The organism is Planktothrix pseudagardhii, from assembly GCF_904830925.1.
GTDB lineage: Bacteria > Cyanobacteriota > Cyanobacteriia > Cyanobacteriales > Microcoleaceae > Planktothrix > Planktothrix tepida.
Genome location: NZ_LR882967.1, coordinates 6366746 through 6382728 on the forward strand (window position 1 = coordinate 6366746; position 15983 = coordinate 6382728).

Sequence of the window (15983 nt, forward strand, 5' to 3'; positions counted from 1 at the left end):
CTGATAACTGATGAAAACCAGATTGCCAAAAGGGATAGCGCGGATAATGACAAAATTTAGAAAGGCAAAACGCTTTGTTTTGTTGAGCTTGATGTCATTTTTAATCATAACAGTAGGATTATCTCAAGTTAATGCTCAAGAGGTTTCTCTCTCGAATTTCAAAGACTATTTAGTAGCTCAACAAGTGACTCAACAACCCTTTGAGCAAGTGATTCAAGGAAGTGAAAAATTAGAAGGGTTATTTACAATTTATCATAATAAAGAATCGGGTAAAGTTTATCTGGAATTAAAACCTGAACAGTTGAATCAAAATTTTCTATCGTTTGCTACCTTAGAATCGGGTATTGGAGAAGAAGGAATTGTAAGTGGAACGAATCTTAGGGATCTCCTATTTCAATTCCGGTCTGTAGAGAATAAAATTCAAGTGGTTGTTCCTAATATTAATTTTCGCACTGAAGAAAATGATCCCCAAACTCGTTCAATTAATCGTTCCTTTAGTGAATCTGTTTTACAAACTCTACCTATTTTAGGTATTCATCCTGAACGGAAAACAATATTAATAGAAATTAGTGATTTATTGAATAGTCAAAGTGATTTACCCGGATTGATGATTGAATTTTCGGAATTTTTAAACAATAAGTATGCAATCGATCCCAGTAAGTCTTATATTTCTCAAATTCAAACCTTTCCTGAAAATGTTGAAATTGAATCTGTGTTTGGATTTTCTTTAGGACAATATGGGGAGGCTAGATCAATTCCGTCCTTACCCGATAATCGCACCTTTAACTTAAAAGTTCGCTATAGTTTGTTAGCTGTTCCTGTTAATAATGATTATCGTCCTCGGTTAGCCGATGAACGAGTCGGATATTTTACCACAACCTATAAAGATTTATCGGGACGCACAGATAGATCGTCGATTGTTCGTTATATTAATCGCTGGAATTTACAAAAACAAGACCCCAATGCTGCTCTTTCTCCTCCGATTAAACCGATTAAATTTTGGATAGAAAACACCGTTCCTTTAGAATATCGAGAAGGAATTCGAGAGGGAATTTTATTCTGGAATAAAGCCTTTGAACAAGCTGGATTTTTGAATGCGATTCAAGTGGAACAAATGCCCGACAATGCTCCCTGGAATCCCGCAGATGTACGTTATAATACAATTCGTTGGTCTACCTCCTTTAAATCTTCCTTTAATGGTTATGGCCCCTCCCATACTAACCCGTTTACCGGGGAGATTTTAGATGCAGATATTATTATCGAAAGCAGTGCTCTAAGAAGTTTACAAGAGGGGGCTGGAGTCTTTTTAGATTCAAATTCTGCAATGAGTTCTGAAGGAGACGACAATAATAATTCATCATTAACTACCGTTAATCAACCTTGCCCAATAGGATTATATGCCTATTCCCAGATGAAAAAATCCCAAGCTGAAAAGAGTAATATTGCCGAAGAATTTTGTTTTCGCAGTGCTTTCAATGAACAATTAATGATTGGTACAACAGCTTTATCGCTATTAGAAAATATTATGCCCAATAGCCCCAAAATGGAAGCCTATATTCAGCAATATTTACGTCTTTTAATCTCCCATGAAATCGGGCATACGTTGGGATTAAGACATAATTTTCAAGGCAGTACCCTTCTATCTCCAGAGGAATTAAATAATCCTGAAATTACTCAAACGAAAGGATTAGTTAGTTCCGTTATGGATTATCTTCCGGTGAATTTAGCTCCCCAAGGAACACCACAGGGAGATTATTTTCCCACCCAAATAGGGCCTTATGATCAATGGGCAATTGAATATGGTTATAAGCCTATTGCTAGTACAACCCCTGAAGGAGAATGGCAAGCATTACAAGACATTGCTAAACGAGCAACTCAACCAGAATTAGCTTATGCAACCGATGAAGATTTCTGGGGAGTTTTTCTTGACCCCGCTACAAATACCAGAGATTTAAGTAATGATATGTTGAAGTATTCTCAATGGCAATTAGATAATTCTGTTGAGATGTGGAAACGGTTAGAAAGCTATACCCCTCGTGATGGAGAAGGCTATGATAAAATGCGGAAAATGTTCGATACAATTTTTGATTATTATTCTAGTCAAGCGATTAATTTAACCCTTTATATTGGCGGACAATCCTTTAATCGAACCAGAGCAGGAGAAGGATATCATCGTTTACCTTTTGAACCTATTTCAATTAAAAAACAACGGGATGCTTTAAAACTTTTGCAAACCTATGTTTTTACCGATAAAATCTTTAAGTTTTCTCCCAATCTCTTAAATCAGTTAGCACCTGCTCGTTGGTCAGATTGGGCAAATCCTGATCAAAATAGTTATTTGGATTATCCCATTACTCGCCGAATTAGTTGGTTTCAGCGTTATATTTTACACGAATTGTTTGCTTCAACTCGGTTATTTCGGCTCCGGGATTTAGAATTAAAAACAACAGCCAATAATGCGTTAACTTTACCCGAATTATTTGAAACGGTTCAAAATGGAATTTGGTCAGAAATTTCAGTGAATAATGGCACTATTGAGATTTCCAGTATTCGGCGTTCTTTACAACGGGAGCATCTGGAAATTTTGAGCGAGATGGTGTTACGAAAAATTACCGTTCCTGAAGATGCAGAAACCTTAGCTTGGTATGAACTTCAACAGTTAAATCAACAGTTAGAAACAACATTAAAGCGACAAAAGGATAAGATGAATGCTTATACCTTAGCGCATTTAGAACAAACTCATGATCGGATTCAAAAAATATTAGAGGCTGAAGTACAATCAAATTAAGATCACGGAGAAAAAAGTTGTTCAATGTCAGAAAATCCAGACTCAAATGAAACCTTCCTTTCTTCCCACATTTTGGGAGGGGAAGATGAGTTATTAAATTCTATGGCTTCCTTCCAAGAACAAGGAAATCGTTCTTTGGACAAACAACAGTTTTTAGAAGCCGTCTCAATTTATGAACAGTGTATTTTAGAGTTTCCTGATATTATTTCTAACTATTGGTATTTAGGATTATCTTGGTTATTATACGGAGATTCATTTCAAGCACAAACGATTTGGTTTTCGGCTTTTACTCAATTTAATTTAGATTTAGAAGCACCTGAAATTAGTGAATTTATTAATTTTTTAAAACATCAAGCAAAGGGTTATTTATCGTCTCAATATCCTCAATTTGCACAACAGATTTATGAGGCTATTTTAGACTGGTGTGAGACAGATATTGAAATTTATGATAATTTAGGTCAAGCCATTGCGCTTCAAGGAGATTTAGAAACAGCAATTGAGGTTTGGCAACGGGGAATTGAATTGCAACCCAATCACTGTTCTGCTTATCTTAATCAAGCCATTCTTTATCAAAAATTAGAACAATTTGAGCAGGCGATTCAATGTTATCAAGAAGTGATTCAGCGTTCCCCAGATTATTTAAGCTATTATCAATTAGGACTGTGTTTTACTCAAATTAAACGCTGGGAATTCGCTATTGATGCGTTTCAAAATTCAATTCAACTTCAACCCAATTATGCACCTGCTTATAGTGATTTAGGAATTAATTTAATTATCGAAGGATTATTAGAATCAGGAATTGATGCCCTCAAGCAAGGGATACAAAAACAGCCTCAATTTTATCAAGCTTTAATTCAACAGATTCAAAATCAAACTCTATTCACCCCTAATATTAATTCACGGGCGATTCAATTTTTGAATTTATTATCTTTTCCCTCAGAAATACCGATAGATTTATATCTTTATTTAGGAAAAATTTTATCAAATTTTGATCCTGATTCAGCCTTAACGGTACTGCAAAAAGCACAAGAAATTGATCCTCATCATTTTGAAATTTATTTAACCTTTGGAGATATATTTTATGAGCATAAACAAGACTATTTAGAAGCTGTTCAGTGTTATTTGGCTGCAAATTTATCAGGTTCTCTATCCGGTATCAATACAATTGCAAAACCGGGGAGTAGACTTTCTTTGGAGGATAGAAAAGCCAGGTATCACTTAAAAGTCGGACAATGTTGGTTAAAATTAGAACACTTTTCAAAAGCCATCACCCATTTTAAAGAAGCAATTCATTATCATCCTAATCTAGCTGAAGCTTATTATGGTTTAGCTCAAGCTTTATTTAATACCGGAGAAATTCAAGAAGCAATTTACTATTTAAAACAGAGTTTAAAAGAAGATTCAGAATCTGCTTTATATTTAGGATATTTTGGGTTTTTATTGGTTTATAATTATCAAACAGAACACGGGTTGTTTTATTTAAAAAAAGCTTTAGAAAAAGAATCCTCAATGGCAGTTTTAGTTGATAGTTTACTGAACCATTTATTTCAAGCTGGAAAACTGAACCCTAATCTTAATTTTTCCGAAGTTCAAGCTATTAACCCACCAACTCAGTTTGATGAATTAACCAAAGATTGGGTAAAGCTTCATGCTTTAAATCAACTTAATTATCAACAAATTTATTCTGAAACGGTTGTCGATTTAAAACCGCCTAAATCCCTGGATGATTCTATTCATTTTAGTTTTAGATTTGGTCAAAGCGTTCAACTTCCGTCTGCTTTTGTGGTTCAATTATCACAAGGAAGGTTTTGGTTAAGTTCTGATCAAACCCAATCGGCAATTTTGACCAGTGAACAGCATTTTTTAGGCGATCTTTCCCCTGAATTTCCTTTATTGAGTCCAGGTCATCCTGAAAAACATCCTAGACATCACTCCATTTTATCTGTTCAGAAATTACCTCCTATTCATCAGATTCAAGGAACTGTTTCGGTTTTAGCAGGACTTTCAAATTCTGTTTATTTTCACTGGATGTTAGATGTGTTACCGCGAATTGAATTATTGAGAAAAAGCAATATTAATTGGGATAATATTGATTATTTTATTGTAGATAATCGTTGTCATTTTCAGCAGGAAACTTTAGAGTTATTAGGAATTACTGAAAATCAACAAATCAATATTCATAACCTTCATCATGTTCAAGCCACAGAGTTAATTGTCCCTTCTTTTCCCGGTTGTGTCGCTTGGATGCCAAAATGGACGTGCGATTTCTTAAAACAACAATTTTTGATTCCAGATTTGATTTCAAATTCACCTAATTTTAAGCGAATTTATATTAGTCGGAATTCGGCTAAAAGCCGTCGAATTTTGAATGAGGATGAGTTATTAACTATTTTAAAACTCTTCGGAGTTGAATTTGTTCAATTAGAATCAATGTCCGTTGTTGAACAAGCCGCTTTATTTTCCCAAGCTGAACTGATTATTGCGCCTCATGGGAGTGGTTTAACGAATTTAGTATTTTGTCAACCGGGAACGAAAGTGATTGAATTATTTTCGCCGAATTATGTTTATCATTGCTATTGGTGGATTAGTAATTTAGTAGAATTAGATTACTATTATTATATTGGCGAAACTCTTCCTGGATACTATCTGCATCGTTTCACCTATCCTCGAAATTTTTCTGAAGATATTTTAATTGATATTCAGCAATTTTTGACTTTGCTTGAAGGAGTATAAATGGATTAAAATCTTCCCTATTGCCTTTTATAACAATTAAAAATCAAAATAAATATAGGGTAAACCGCCTTCAGGTGCTAATAGCCAAACCGCAAAAAAGCTAAGGGGGACTAAGGCTAATTTGACTGTCCAATTTAACTCTAATTTTAACCCTCGGTTTAAGAACGTTGTCAAAGCCATTAATCCAAAAATAGAAGCTAATACAATGACAAGATTGTGTCGTTCTAAACCTAAAGCTTCAACATAAACTTTATGAGCAAACTGTACATCAGCCGTATGACCCCATAAATGATGAATAACCCACCCAGAATCTTGTAAATTGGGAATTCTAAAGAAAATCCAAGCGGTAAATACCATTAATTGAGTGATTAACCAAGCGATAAAAACACCAGGTAAACTTTTCCAAATCCAGGTTATAGATAATTTCGTAAATATTGCGTCTGTGAGGCGATGAACCACTAATGCTAAACCATGTAATCCTCCCCAAACGACAAATCCCCAAGCCGCACCATGCCAAATTCCAGCGATTAACATGACGATGATTAAATTCAGACAAGTGCGAAATAATCCCACCCTAGAACCACCTAAAGGAAAATATAAATAATTCCGTAACCAATCTCCTAATGTTATATGCCAACGTCGCCAAAAATCGGCAATACTGGTGGTAAAATAAGGTGCATCAAAGTTAATAGGTAAACTCAATCCCAAGAGTAATGCTGTGCCTCTGGCTAAATCAACATAACCGCTAAAATCAAGATATAATTGTAATCCATAAGCAAAGGTTGCTAACCACAAATCCCCACTTCCGGCTCGTTGTAAATTACTGAAACTGAGATCTACTAAAATCCCTAAATTATCAGCTAACAGTCCTTTCTTCATTGCACCTCTAGCGAGTAACCATAACCCATCAGCAATTTGTTCAGGAACCGGAAATTTTAGGGTTCTAAATTGATTATTCAGATGATGATAACGAGTGATTGGCCCTGAAATTAGTTTAGCAAAAAATATTTTATAAGCGGCAAATTCGAGGAGAGAAGTAGATGCGGGTGCACCTCGATAAACATCAACTAAATAAGCGATGAGTTCAAAGCAGAAAAAACTTAACCCTAAAGGCGCCATGACATATTGATCAATCCAATTCCCTGTATTAATAATCACAGGAAGATTCCACGCGGTTCCTACAATATTGAAAATAAAGGGTAAATATTTAAACCCAACTAAAATTAAAACATTAATGATAATACCTAGGGTTAACAAGAAAGAGCGACGACGATTCCAAGAAATGTGAGGAATTTCCCATTCTTGGGGTTCTACAATGGTTAAGGCTAAACCAAAGTTAAATACTGTCCATAGCAACAGTAAAGGAATATATTGAATTTGTAATGTACTATAAAAAATTAGACTCGCTATTAATAGGATAAAAAGTCGCCAAAACTTCCACGGAAGAATCCAATAAAATATTAATAGAATTAATAAAAATAGTGCGTAGAGAACAGATATAAATGTCATGAATGGTTGGCTGTTAGCGATTGACTGTCGGCAAAAAAGAGAAAACGTAACACTACGCCTTCTCCCCAGAGGGGTTTCATGTTTTAAAAGTATAGCAGAAAAGGGGACGATTAATTAGAAAGCCCGAAAGCTATTTTGGAAATTATTGATTTTTATAAAAAACACTTTTTTATATAGCACTACGCATTACGGTGTTTGACATTTCTGAATTCTCAAACCCTTTCACTTCTTACTGTTCCCTGTCCCCTCTTCAAGTAGCGCTATAGGTTTTGTTTTATCATCTTCTTTTTTTCGGGGAATCAGACTTTAAATACTCTAAATTGATTAACTTTTTACAAATATACAATTCAGGAATTGGGTATTGTTTTTTGATAAAAAAATTGCTATACTGATAGGTAGTGGTATCGCCCTGGCTTTCGATTTTATTAAATAGTGATGCGCCAAAAAGCACGGCTAGTCCCAGCCCTCTTTTTTTAGTCTTTTTAACTTGAAGATGAAACAGCCCTGGTAAAATATAAATTCAAATTGGTAAAGGTGATTGGAAACAATGGTACAGGAACGCACGTTACCGACATTTAAGGCGGATGCAACGGCTGTAACCCGTGATGAAGGGTTAATGCTGTATGAGGATATGGTTTTGGGGCGGTTGTTTGAAGATAAATGCGCTGAGATGTATTATCGGGGCAAAATGTTCGGTTTTGTCCACCTGTACAACGGTCAAGAAGCCGTTGCGACGGGGATGATCCGCGCCGGTCGCCGAAATGAAGATTATGTTTGTAGTACCTATCGGGATCACGTTCATGCGTTGAGCGCGGGAGTTCCCCCTCGTCAAGTCATGGCGGAATTATTTGGCAAGGCTACAGGCTGTTCTAAGGGTCGGGGTGGCTCGATGCACTTATTCTCCTCTGAACATAATTTATTAGGGGGGTTTGCCTTTGTTGCTGAAGGAATTCCGGTGGCTATGGGGGCTGCTTTTCAAAGTAAATACCGTCGGGAAGCCATGAATGATCCCAATGCAGATCAAGTAACCATGTGTTTCTTTGGCGATGGAGCTTGTAATAACGGTCAATTCTTTGAATGTTTGAACATGGCAACATTATGGAAATTGCCGATTATTTATGTGGTCGAAAATAATAAATGGGCGATCGGGATGGCCCATGAGCGGGCAACTTCTGACCCCGAAATCTACAAAAAAGGCCCTGCTTTTGGAATGCCGGGTTATGAAGTCGATGGGATGGATGTTTTAGCGGTTCGAGAAGTGGCTAAAAAAGCCGTTGCTCGTGCTCGCGCTGGGGAAGGCCCAACCTTAGTCGAAGCGTTAACCTATCGTTTTCGAGGACATTCTTTGGCAGATCCTGATGAATTAAGGGATAAAGAGGAGAAAGAATTTTGGTTTGCTCGTGATCCGATTAAAAAATTTGCAGCGTATTTAACGGAACATAATTTAGCAACCCAGGAGGAATTAAAAGCAATTGATCAACAAGTTCAAGCCACGATTGATGATGCGGTTGAATTTGCCCAAAGTAGCCCTGAACCTGATCCCCAAGATCTGTGCCGTTATATTTATGCCGATGATTAATAAACTGTAAATCACCGAAAACAGAAACCGGGTTTCTTAACAAGAATTTTGTTGTTTTTACCGAAATAACAATGAGAAACCCGGTTTTTTCACGAGAGATTTAATGTCCTTCTTTCCAAGCCATTCCTCCGGGTAAGTCGATTAAGCTTTGATCAACTCCTCGAATGATATTAAATTTGTTTTGGACGAGATTGCTTACCCTTTGCCTTGAAAAAAATTACTCTGTATCCCCAGCAATTACAGGAAGTTCATTAACTACTTCAGTAGGTCTAGATCTAAAGAAAGCGATTTGTCGTTGATTTCGTTCATCAATCAATTTTGCTAAATTATGATTAGTCGTTCTTAAAAGTTGAATATAATCAGATTCTTTTGTTTCGCTTCTAGCTCCTAATTCTATCATTGATAGATTCAAATCATTCTCAAATTCTTCAAACTTATTAGAAAAACTAGCTGCCCATTCATAACCTTCAGCAGGCTTTAAAATTGAGTTAAAAGTTCCTAACACTGTCAGTAAAATTCCCATATATAAAACAACATTTTCGGAAAACATTTTTGTGCCAATAACAGCTGTTAAAAATGCTGACAATACAGGAATAGAATATTGCATAATCAGGAAAATCACACAACTCCAATAAGTATCTTGACGATGATAATGAATTGTTTTTTTTATATCTCGATAAATTTGCGAATAACTAGAGATTTGTTGACCGCTAGGCATAATTTAATCTCCTTTTTGATGGATAATCAAAAGCTTTAGAAGACTTGATTTTATGATCATCTCCCAAAATAACTTTTCTTTATGGTATCATAGGAATTAGAAATACCTATAAGACTTATATTTTCTTAACTTGATTTTTTCTTGTCTATGAAGTAAATATTTTTTTAGGAAAATATAAAAACAAATGCTGAGAGCTATAATACCGATTTTAATCAATATTTTACTTGAGTAAAATCAATTTTATATTTGTAAAATTATTGATAATTCGTTCGGCTTCTTATTCCTCAATAATTATTAACGCTTCATCATAGCGTTGTTCTTCAATGCAGGTTCTTAAATTAATCAGTTCTTGTACCATAATTAATGACTAGCGATCGCTATTTTCAGGAGTGTTTAATTCAAAACTTGAGAGTTCGCTATTTTCCAAATTCCATCCCAATTTTCTAAATTATAACGCACTAATTTCGTATTAAAGCTACTTTCAAGAATTTGACCCCTTTTGTATAAAGTTGTATCCTCAGTGACTTTAACTTCTATGGTCGCTTTATTTCCTGATGCTGCAAACCGTTCAACGGATTCAACTTTCTGGACTCCATATTGATAGAAAGCATCGTTATTCCTTAAAAAATCAATCGCTTTTAAGGTATCGTTATATAACGTCCCTGTGGTTAATTGGCTAACAAGCTGAAGGTCAAAGGGAGGAGCAAAAATCCTCGATTTTGCAGTTAACCATTGTGTGATTAAATCTGCGGCTTGTCCCAAACTGATTGGATTTGTACTTTGAGCAATTTGAGTCTCATTGACAGACTGTTGTAAACTCAAGGAATGATTTTCTATTAACGTTTTGGCTTGAACAGTTTCAGTGATCGTCAAGGACAGAATTAGAGTTACGGTGAATAAGGTAGCTTTCATTGTTGTTCGTGAAATAGAATTTAATTTTCTCTAATCATAACAACAACTGTCAAGACCCTATTTTCGGAAACTCTAACCCTGACCGAGAGTTTTTCTGATTAAGGAATGTTGGTGGAAACCGCTAGAGTTTTTTTCCCTTTTAATAAATAAGTGGTCATTTCTCCCTTCCCTTTAACTAAAATTGTCCCTCGTTTTTCAAATAGGTATTGTTCTTTCAAGGCTAAATAAGTCGTTTCTGTGACTTGAATTTCATCGGTAAGTCCATGGGATTCCATCCGACTTGCTAGATTAACCGTATCTCCCCATAAATCATAAATAAATTTCTTAATTCCAATCACTCCCGCCACTACTGGCCCAGTTGCAATTCCAATTCTAATATGAAAATTTTGTTGAGTTTTGACATTAAATTCTTTCAGGGTTCGTTGCATATCTAAAGCCATAGCTGCGATCGCTTGTGCATAATCATCATGGGGAATGGGTAAACCGGAAACCACCATATAAGAATCCCCGATAGTTTTAATTTTTTCTAACCCATGTAATTCAGCTAAATGATCAAATTCCGAAAAGATTTGATTGAGTAAATTAACTAATTCAGCCGGATTAAACTGTCCTGAAAGTTCCGTAAAACCCACAATATCGGCAAATAAAACGCCTGCATCGGTAAAACTATCGGCAATGGTACTAGGTTGTAGTTTTAGCCGTTGGGCAATGGAATGGGGTAAAATATTTAAGAGTAAACTTTCGGAGCGTTCCTGTTCTTCTTTAACTAGATCATAAGCTTTTTCTAAGGCTTGACGAGACTTAAATTCCGAACGCGCTAACCGATCATATAAATACACTGAAAGATTGCAAATTAAACAAATCCAAAATAAATACAGAGATAAGAACTCTGCTGTCATCCAAGGGGCTGGAAGAACCAGTTTTAAATTAAATAAAATTTGGCTTCCGTGATAATAGATCAAAACCCCTAATTGAGAAATTAAATGTAAAGGCCAATAAACCGGAATTAATGTAGCTTGAGAAAAAAACATTAACGGCCATTCAATAATGGAAGCAGTAGCAATTCCGTTTAGGTTTTCTCGAATTTGCGGGGTAATTGTGACGACCCAAGATAATAACAGAAACATTAACCCCGGATATTTCATCCCCAAGGGAGTTCGCAGCAGGACTAAACCAATAATTAAACCTAACTCAGCGACGACTTGTGTGGCTAACCAGGACGGCTGGAAATGGTCGGGATCAAAGAAAAAATTGTTAATTTGTGAAAGAGTAAAGGTAAAATAGGAAATCAGAGCTAAAGTAAAACCTAAACTTAAACGTTGGTAAAGAAAATGCTTTCGCCAATCGTCATAAGTTTGAGCTTTAGTTGGAGCTAAATTTGAAGAAAACTTCTTGAGGTTGGTTTGAATAAATGCACCAATTTCTGATAGTCTTGAGTCAGTTGTAGTCATGGTTTATTTGGGGTTTCAGCTATGAGTTCAATACAATCTATCTGGGATAAATTATTGTCCAATTAAGTTGAATTGAGTGTTAAAATAACTGTGAATAATAATCCGCGCCAAGTTGCATTTTTAGCTCTCCGAGACATTAACCGACGGGGTGGGCTGGCTGATGTGGTTTTAGATCAATGGCTTCGTCAATCTGATTTATCGGATATTAACCGACGCTTAACCACCGAATTAGTCTATGGCTGTGTTCGTAGAAGGCGATCGCTCGATACCTTAATCGATTACTTAGCTTCTAAAAAATCCCATCAACAGCACCCGGATATTCGTACTATACTACATCTTGGTTTTTATCAAATTTGCTATCTCAATCAGATTCCCAATTCGGCTGCGGTAGATACCAGTGTGGAATTAGTTAAACAAAATGGCTTAACGCACTTTAGTGGTTTTGTGAATGGGATATTAAGACATTATATTCGAGAGCAAGGAAATTGTCCTTTAGAAACACCTGATTCTATTTTTACCTGTTTTGAGTTACCCCAAAATCCCATCGAAAAATTAGGAATTCTCTATAGTTTTCCTGACTGGTTGATTCAATTTTGGTTAGATAGTTTAGGATTAGAAGAAACAAAACAGCTTTGTACTTGGTTTAATCAATCTCCCCCCCTTGATTTAAGAATTAATTCGTTAAAAACAACCTTAGAAACAGTAGAATCTGAATTTCAAGAAAGGGGAATTGCAGTTCATCGAATTTCTGGACTTTCTTTAGGATTAAGATTAACGGGAAGTGTCGGTGCAATTCAAAATTTACCCGGTTATGATCAAGGGTGGTGGTCAATTCAAGATAGTAGTGCTCAATGGGTGAGTTATTTATTAGATCCAAAACCTGGAGAAGTCATTATTGATGCTTGTGCCGCCCCCGGAGGAAAAACCACCCATATTGCTGAATTAATGCAAGATCAAGGTAAAATTTTAGCCTTTGATTCGATTAAATCTCGATTAAAAAAAGTTCAGCAAAATTCAACCCGATTACAACTCAATTCTATCCATCCTCAACAGGGAGATATTCGGGAGTTAAAAGGTTATTTTGAGGTTGCAGATCGGCTATTATTAGATGCACCTTGTTCGGGTTTAGGAACGTTACATCGGCGGGCGGATGGACGCTGGAGACATGATCCTAAAAATATTAAAGAGTTGTCTCAACTTCAATCGGAGTTATTAGAAATTACCCAAACTTGGGTTAAACCGGGAGGCTGTTTAGTTTATTCTACCTGTACCCTCCATCCCCAAGAAAATGAAACCTTAATTCAAACCTTTTTAAGCCAACATTCTAATTGGAAAATTTTACCTCCTCCTGGGAATTTTACCCTTTCTCCTGAACCAGAAGGCTGGATTAAAATCTGGCCCCATAGACAGAATATGGATGGATTTTTTATGGTAAAATTAATGAAAGAGCCAACTTAATTAAAATACATCCGCCACCCCACTTAACAGGCAAGATGCCTGTTCCACACACCCTACTCCTAATTTTATGCACTTAATTTTATGCCATACAACTGTTGATTTTGATGCTTTGGGTGCGGCGGTGGGACTGACTCGAATTTATCCCGGAAGTCGAATAGTATTGTCCGGGGGAAGTCATCCGGCGGTGAGAGATTTTTTAGCGTTTTATCGAGATGAATTTCCTTTAATTGAACGTCGGTCAGTTAATCCCAATAAAATTCATTCAATTACTGTGGTTGATACCCAAAGTTGCGATCGCTTAGGAAAAAGTGCAGAATGGTTTAAATTAGCCAATTTATCAACCATTAGAATTTATGATCATCATCCCGATATCAAATCCGATATTCCCGCTACAGAAACCTATATTGAAGCCGTGGGTGCCACCACAACTTTAATTGTTGAACAATTACAAATCTTCGCTCAAAATTCTGCTCAACCGGTGGTTTTAAACACAGCAGAAGCAACGGTAATGGCGTTAGGAATTCATTTAGATACAGGGTCTTTAACCTTCCCCCATTCCACTGCGAGAGATGCCATGGCGTTAGCTTGGTTAATGCAGCAAGGGGCAAGTTTACCTGTGATTTCAGAATATGTAGAACCGGGTTTACCGCCTAAATTACAAGATTTATTAACCCTGGCATTAGACCAGCTAAAAAAATCAACCATTCGAGGATATACCGTTGCTTGGGTATTATTAAAAACCGATGAATATGTGCCCGGTTTATCCAGTGTTGCGTCTGAATTAATCGATTTAACTGAAAGCGATGCCTTACTCTTAGGACATCAATATGGCAAAGGAGAAGGGGATCGATTCAGTATTATTGGACGGTCTCGAATTGAGAAAACAAATCTCAATGAATTGTTTAAACCCTATGGCGGTGGAGGACATACCCGTGCTGCTTCAGTTAGCTTAAAAGACGGTAATTTTTCGGAAATTTTAAATCAATTAGTAGAACAATTAAAAGCACAAATTCCTCACCCACCAACAGCAAAAGAATTAATGTCTTCTCCGGTGAGAACCATTCGTCCTGATACTTCTGTAGAAGAAACCCATCGAATTTTATTACGCTATGGTCATTCCGGTCTATCAGTCGTTGATGAACAAGATCAATTAGTGGGAATTATTTCCCGGCGAGATTTAGATATTGCCTTACATCATGGGTTTAGTCATGCACCTGTTAAGGGATATATGACCCCGCAATTAAAAACCATTACCCCGGATACAACTTTACCCGAAATCGAATATTTAATGGTGACGTATGATATTGGACGGTTGCCAGTTTTAGATCAAGGAAATTTAGTTGGAATTGTTACCCGAACCGATGTTTTAAGGTTACTCCATCAACAGCAACGTCCGCAAAAATCCCCCTTAAAAGGGTGTATTCCGGGGGTGACTTGTTCCACCTTAGAAGAATTATTACAAGAACGATTAGCAACGCCACTATTAACTTTATTAAATCATCTGTCTTTTTTAGCACAGAAACGGGGCTGGCAGGTTTATTTAGTTGGCGGTGCGGTACGGGATTTACTATTAGCAGAACCCGAAACAACGGTGGTATTAAGTGATATTGATATTGTGGTGGATGGATGTTATGGAAATACGAATTATAATGGAGATAATCTATCTTTCAGTTCTCCCGCCGTAGAATTAGCCATGGATTTACAAAAGCATTATCCGGCTGCGCGGTTAGATGTTCATGGACAATTTCAAACGGCTGCTTTATTATGGCATAATGATCCAATTTTAGATTCTCTTTGGATTGATATTGCTACCGCTAGAACCGAATTTTATCCCTATCCGGCGGCAAATCCAGAGGTAGAAGCGAGTTCAATTCGTCAAGATTTATATCGACGAGATTTCACCATTAACGCCTTAGCTTTGCGGTTAACGCCTCCCCTGGTTGGAGAATTATTAGACTTTTTTGGGGGAGTTTTAGATTTAGAACAACGAAAAATTAGAGTTTTACACTCTAATAGTTTTATTGAAGATCCGACTCGAATTTATCGTGCGGTGCGGTTCGCGGTGCGTTTAGGATTTGAAATTGAAACTCAAACCAAAGAATATATTCGTTATGCCATTAGTAGTGGAATTTATGAAAAACAACGGGAAGAAAGTAATAAATCCTTTGATCAAAATCGTCGAGTTCCGGCGTTAGAAACCCGTTTAAAAAGTGAGTTAAGATATATTTTACAGTCTCACTATTGGAAGCGATCTTTACAACTTTTAGGAGAATTAAAAGCCTTACGGTGTATTCATCCAACCTTAGAATTAAGTCCCCAGTTATGGCAACAAATTCGCTCTGTAGATCGCTGTTTACAACGGTTTGATTCCCAACGAACCTTAACCCATTGGGAAGTTCGCTTAGAAGTGTTAATTGCCTATTTATCTCCCCAATATCGAGAAAAAGTAGCTCAAACTCTTCAATTACAGATTGAAAGTATTGAACGGTTAAAAAATTTAGAACCTGCTCAAGATAAAATTTTGGAAACCCTTTCTCAAGCTGAAAAAAATAGTCAATTTTTCTGGTTATTTAAACTTTATAGTTTACCGATGTTAATTTTAATCGCTATTCATTCAGATCGAAAAGTTAGACGACACATTTGGAACTATTTAATCCAATTGCGGGAGATTAAACCTGCTTTAAATGGGAATGATTTAAAAGCCATGGGATATAAACCGGGTCGTCAATTTAAACAAATGTTAGATGATTTATTAACAGCAACATTAGATGGGGAAGTCTGCGATCGCACGTCTGCGGAAGCCTTTTTACAACAGAATTATCCGTTATAACTCTT

9 protein-coding genes are annotated in these 15983 nt (G+C 36.4%); 5 read left to right on the plus strand and 4 right to left on the minus strand.

The window, feature by feature from the left end:
- Nucleotides 1-46: 46 nt before the first annotated feature.
- Both NMK36_RS27615 and NMK36_RS27620 read left to right on the plus strand, forming a co-directional pair.
- Complete coding sequence (locus tag NMK36_RS27615; RefSeq protein ID WP_254175099.1) at nucleotides 47-2788, plus strand: zinc-dependent metalloprotease; 2742 nt, start codon at nucleotides 47-49, stop codon at nucleotides 2786-2788.
- Nucleotides 2789-2812: 24 nt separating this feature from the next.
- Nucleotides 2813-5521, plus strand: a complete 2709-nt coding sequence (locus NMK36_RS27620; protein WP_072717585.1) for a glycosyltransferase 61 family protein — start codon at nucleotides 2813-2815, stop codon at nucleotides 5519-5521.
- 36 nt (nucleotides 5522-5557) lie between these two features.
- Here NMK36_RS27620 and NMK36_RS27625 read toward each other — a convergent pair whose 3' ends face one another.
- Nucleotides 5558-7030: an MBOAT family O-acyltransferase gene (locus tag NMK36_RS27625; RefSeq protein ID WP_254175100.1), complete on the minus strand. Its 1473-nt coding sequence runs from the start codon at nucleotides 7028-7030 to the stop codon at nucleotides 5558-5560.
- Between the two features lie 547 nt (nucleotides 7031-7577).
- On the opposite strand from NMK36_RS27625, the gene pdhA reads away from it, so the two are divergent.
- Complete coding sequence (gene pdhA, locus NMK36_RS27630) at nucleotides 7578-8609, plus strand: pyruvate dehydrogenase (acetyl-transferring) E1 component subunit alpha (protein ID WP_254175101.1); 1032 nt, start codon at nucleotides 7578-7580, stop codon at nucleotides 8607-8609.
- A gap of 217 nt (nucleotides 8610-8826) precedes the next feature.
- On the opposite strand, the gene NMK36_RS27635 is transcribed toward pdhA, so the two are convergent.
- The 3 genes from NMK36_RS27635 to NMK36_RS27645 all read right to left on the minus strand — a co-directional run bounded on the left by NMK36_RS27635 (nucleotide 8827) and on the right by NMK36_RS27645 (nucleotide 11690).
- Nucleotides 8827-9327, minus strand: coding sequence for a hypothetical protein (locus tag NMK36_RS27635; protein WP_193871549.1), 501 nt, complete (start codon nucleotides 9325-9327; stop codon nucleotides 8827-8829).
- A gap of 393 nt (nucleotides 9328-9720) precedes the next feature.
- Nucleotides 9721-10239: an ARC6/PARC6 family protein gene (locus tag NMK36_RS27640; protein ID WP_254175102.1), complete on the minus strand. Its 519-nt coding sequence runs from the start codon at nucleotides 10237-10239 to the stop codon at nucleotides 9721-9723.
- A gap of 98 nt (nucleotides 10240-10337) precedes the next feature.
- Nucleotides 10338-11690, minus strand: a complete 1353-nt coding sequence (locus NMK36_RS27645) for an adenylate/guanylate cyclase domain-containing protein (protein WP_254175103.1) — start codon at nucleotides 11688-11690, stop codon at nucleotides 10338-10340.
- Between the two features lie 90 nt (nucleotides 11691-11780).
- On the opposite strand from NMK36_RS27645, the gene NMK36_RS27650 reads away from it, so the two are divergent.
- Nucleotides 11781-13148 (plus strand): 16S rRNA (cytosine(967)-C(5))-methyltransferase, encoded by a 1368-nt coding sequence (locus NMK36_RS27650; protein ID WP_254175104.1) that lies wholly within the window; start codon nucleotides 11781-11783, stop codon nucleotides 13146-13148.
- Nucleotides 13149-13215: 67 nt separating this feature from the next.
- Nucleotides 13216-15978, plus strand: coding sequence for a CBS domain-containing protein (locus tag NMK36_RS27655; RefSeq protein WP_072717578.1), 2763 nt, complete (start codon nucleotides 13216-13218; stop codon nucleotides 15976-15978).
- The last annotated feature ends 5 nt before the right edge of the window (nucleotides 15979-15983 follow it).

What these genes read in the sequence shown, in the direction of transcription:
- NMK36_RS27615 (WP_254175099.1), top strand. Translation starts at nt 47, where the DNA reads ATGACAAAATTTAGAAAGGCAAAACGCTTTGTTTTGTTGAGCTTGATG.
- NMK36_RS27620 (WP_072717585.1), top strand. Translation starts at nt 2,813, where the DNA reads ATGTCAGAAAATCCAGACTCAAATGAAACCTTCCTTTCTTCCCACATT.
- NMK36_RS27625 (WP_254175100.1), bottom strand. Translation starts at nt 7,030, where the DNA reads ATGACATTTATATCTGTTCTCTACGCACTATTTTTATTAATTCTATTA.
- pdhA (WP_254175101.1), top strand. Translation starts at nt 7,578, where the DNA reads ATGGTACAGGAACGCACGTTACCGACATTTAAGGCGGATGCAACGGCT.
- NMK36_RS27635 (WP_193871549.1), bottom strand. Translation starts at nt 9,327, where the DNA reads ATGCCTAGCGGTCAACAAATCTCTAGTTATTCGCAAATTTATCGAGAT.
- NMK36_RS27640 (WP_254175102.1), bottom strand. Translation starts at nt 10,239, where the DNA reads ATGAAAGCTACCTTATTCACCGTAACTCTAATTCTGTCCTTGACGATC.
- NMK36_RS27645 (WP_254175103.1), bottom strand. Translation starts at nt 11,690, where the DNA reads ATGACTACAACTGACTCAAGACTATCAGAAATTGGTGCATTTATTCAA.
- NMK36_RS27655 (WP_072717578.1), top strand. Translation starts at nt 13,216, where the DNA reads ATGCACTTAATTTTATGCCATACAACTGTTGATTTTGATGCTTTGGGT.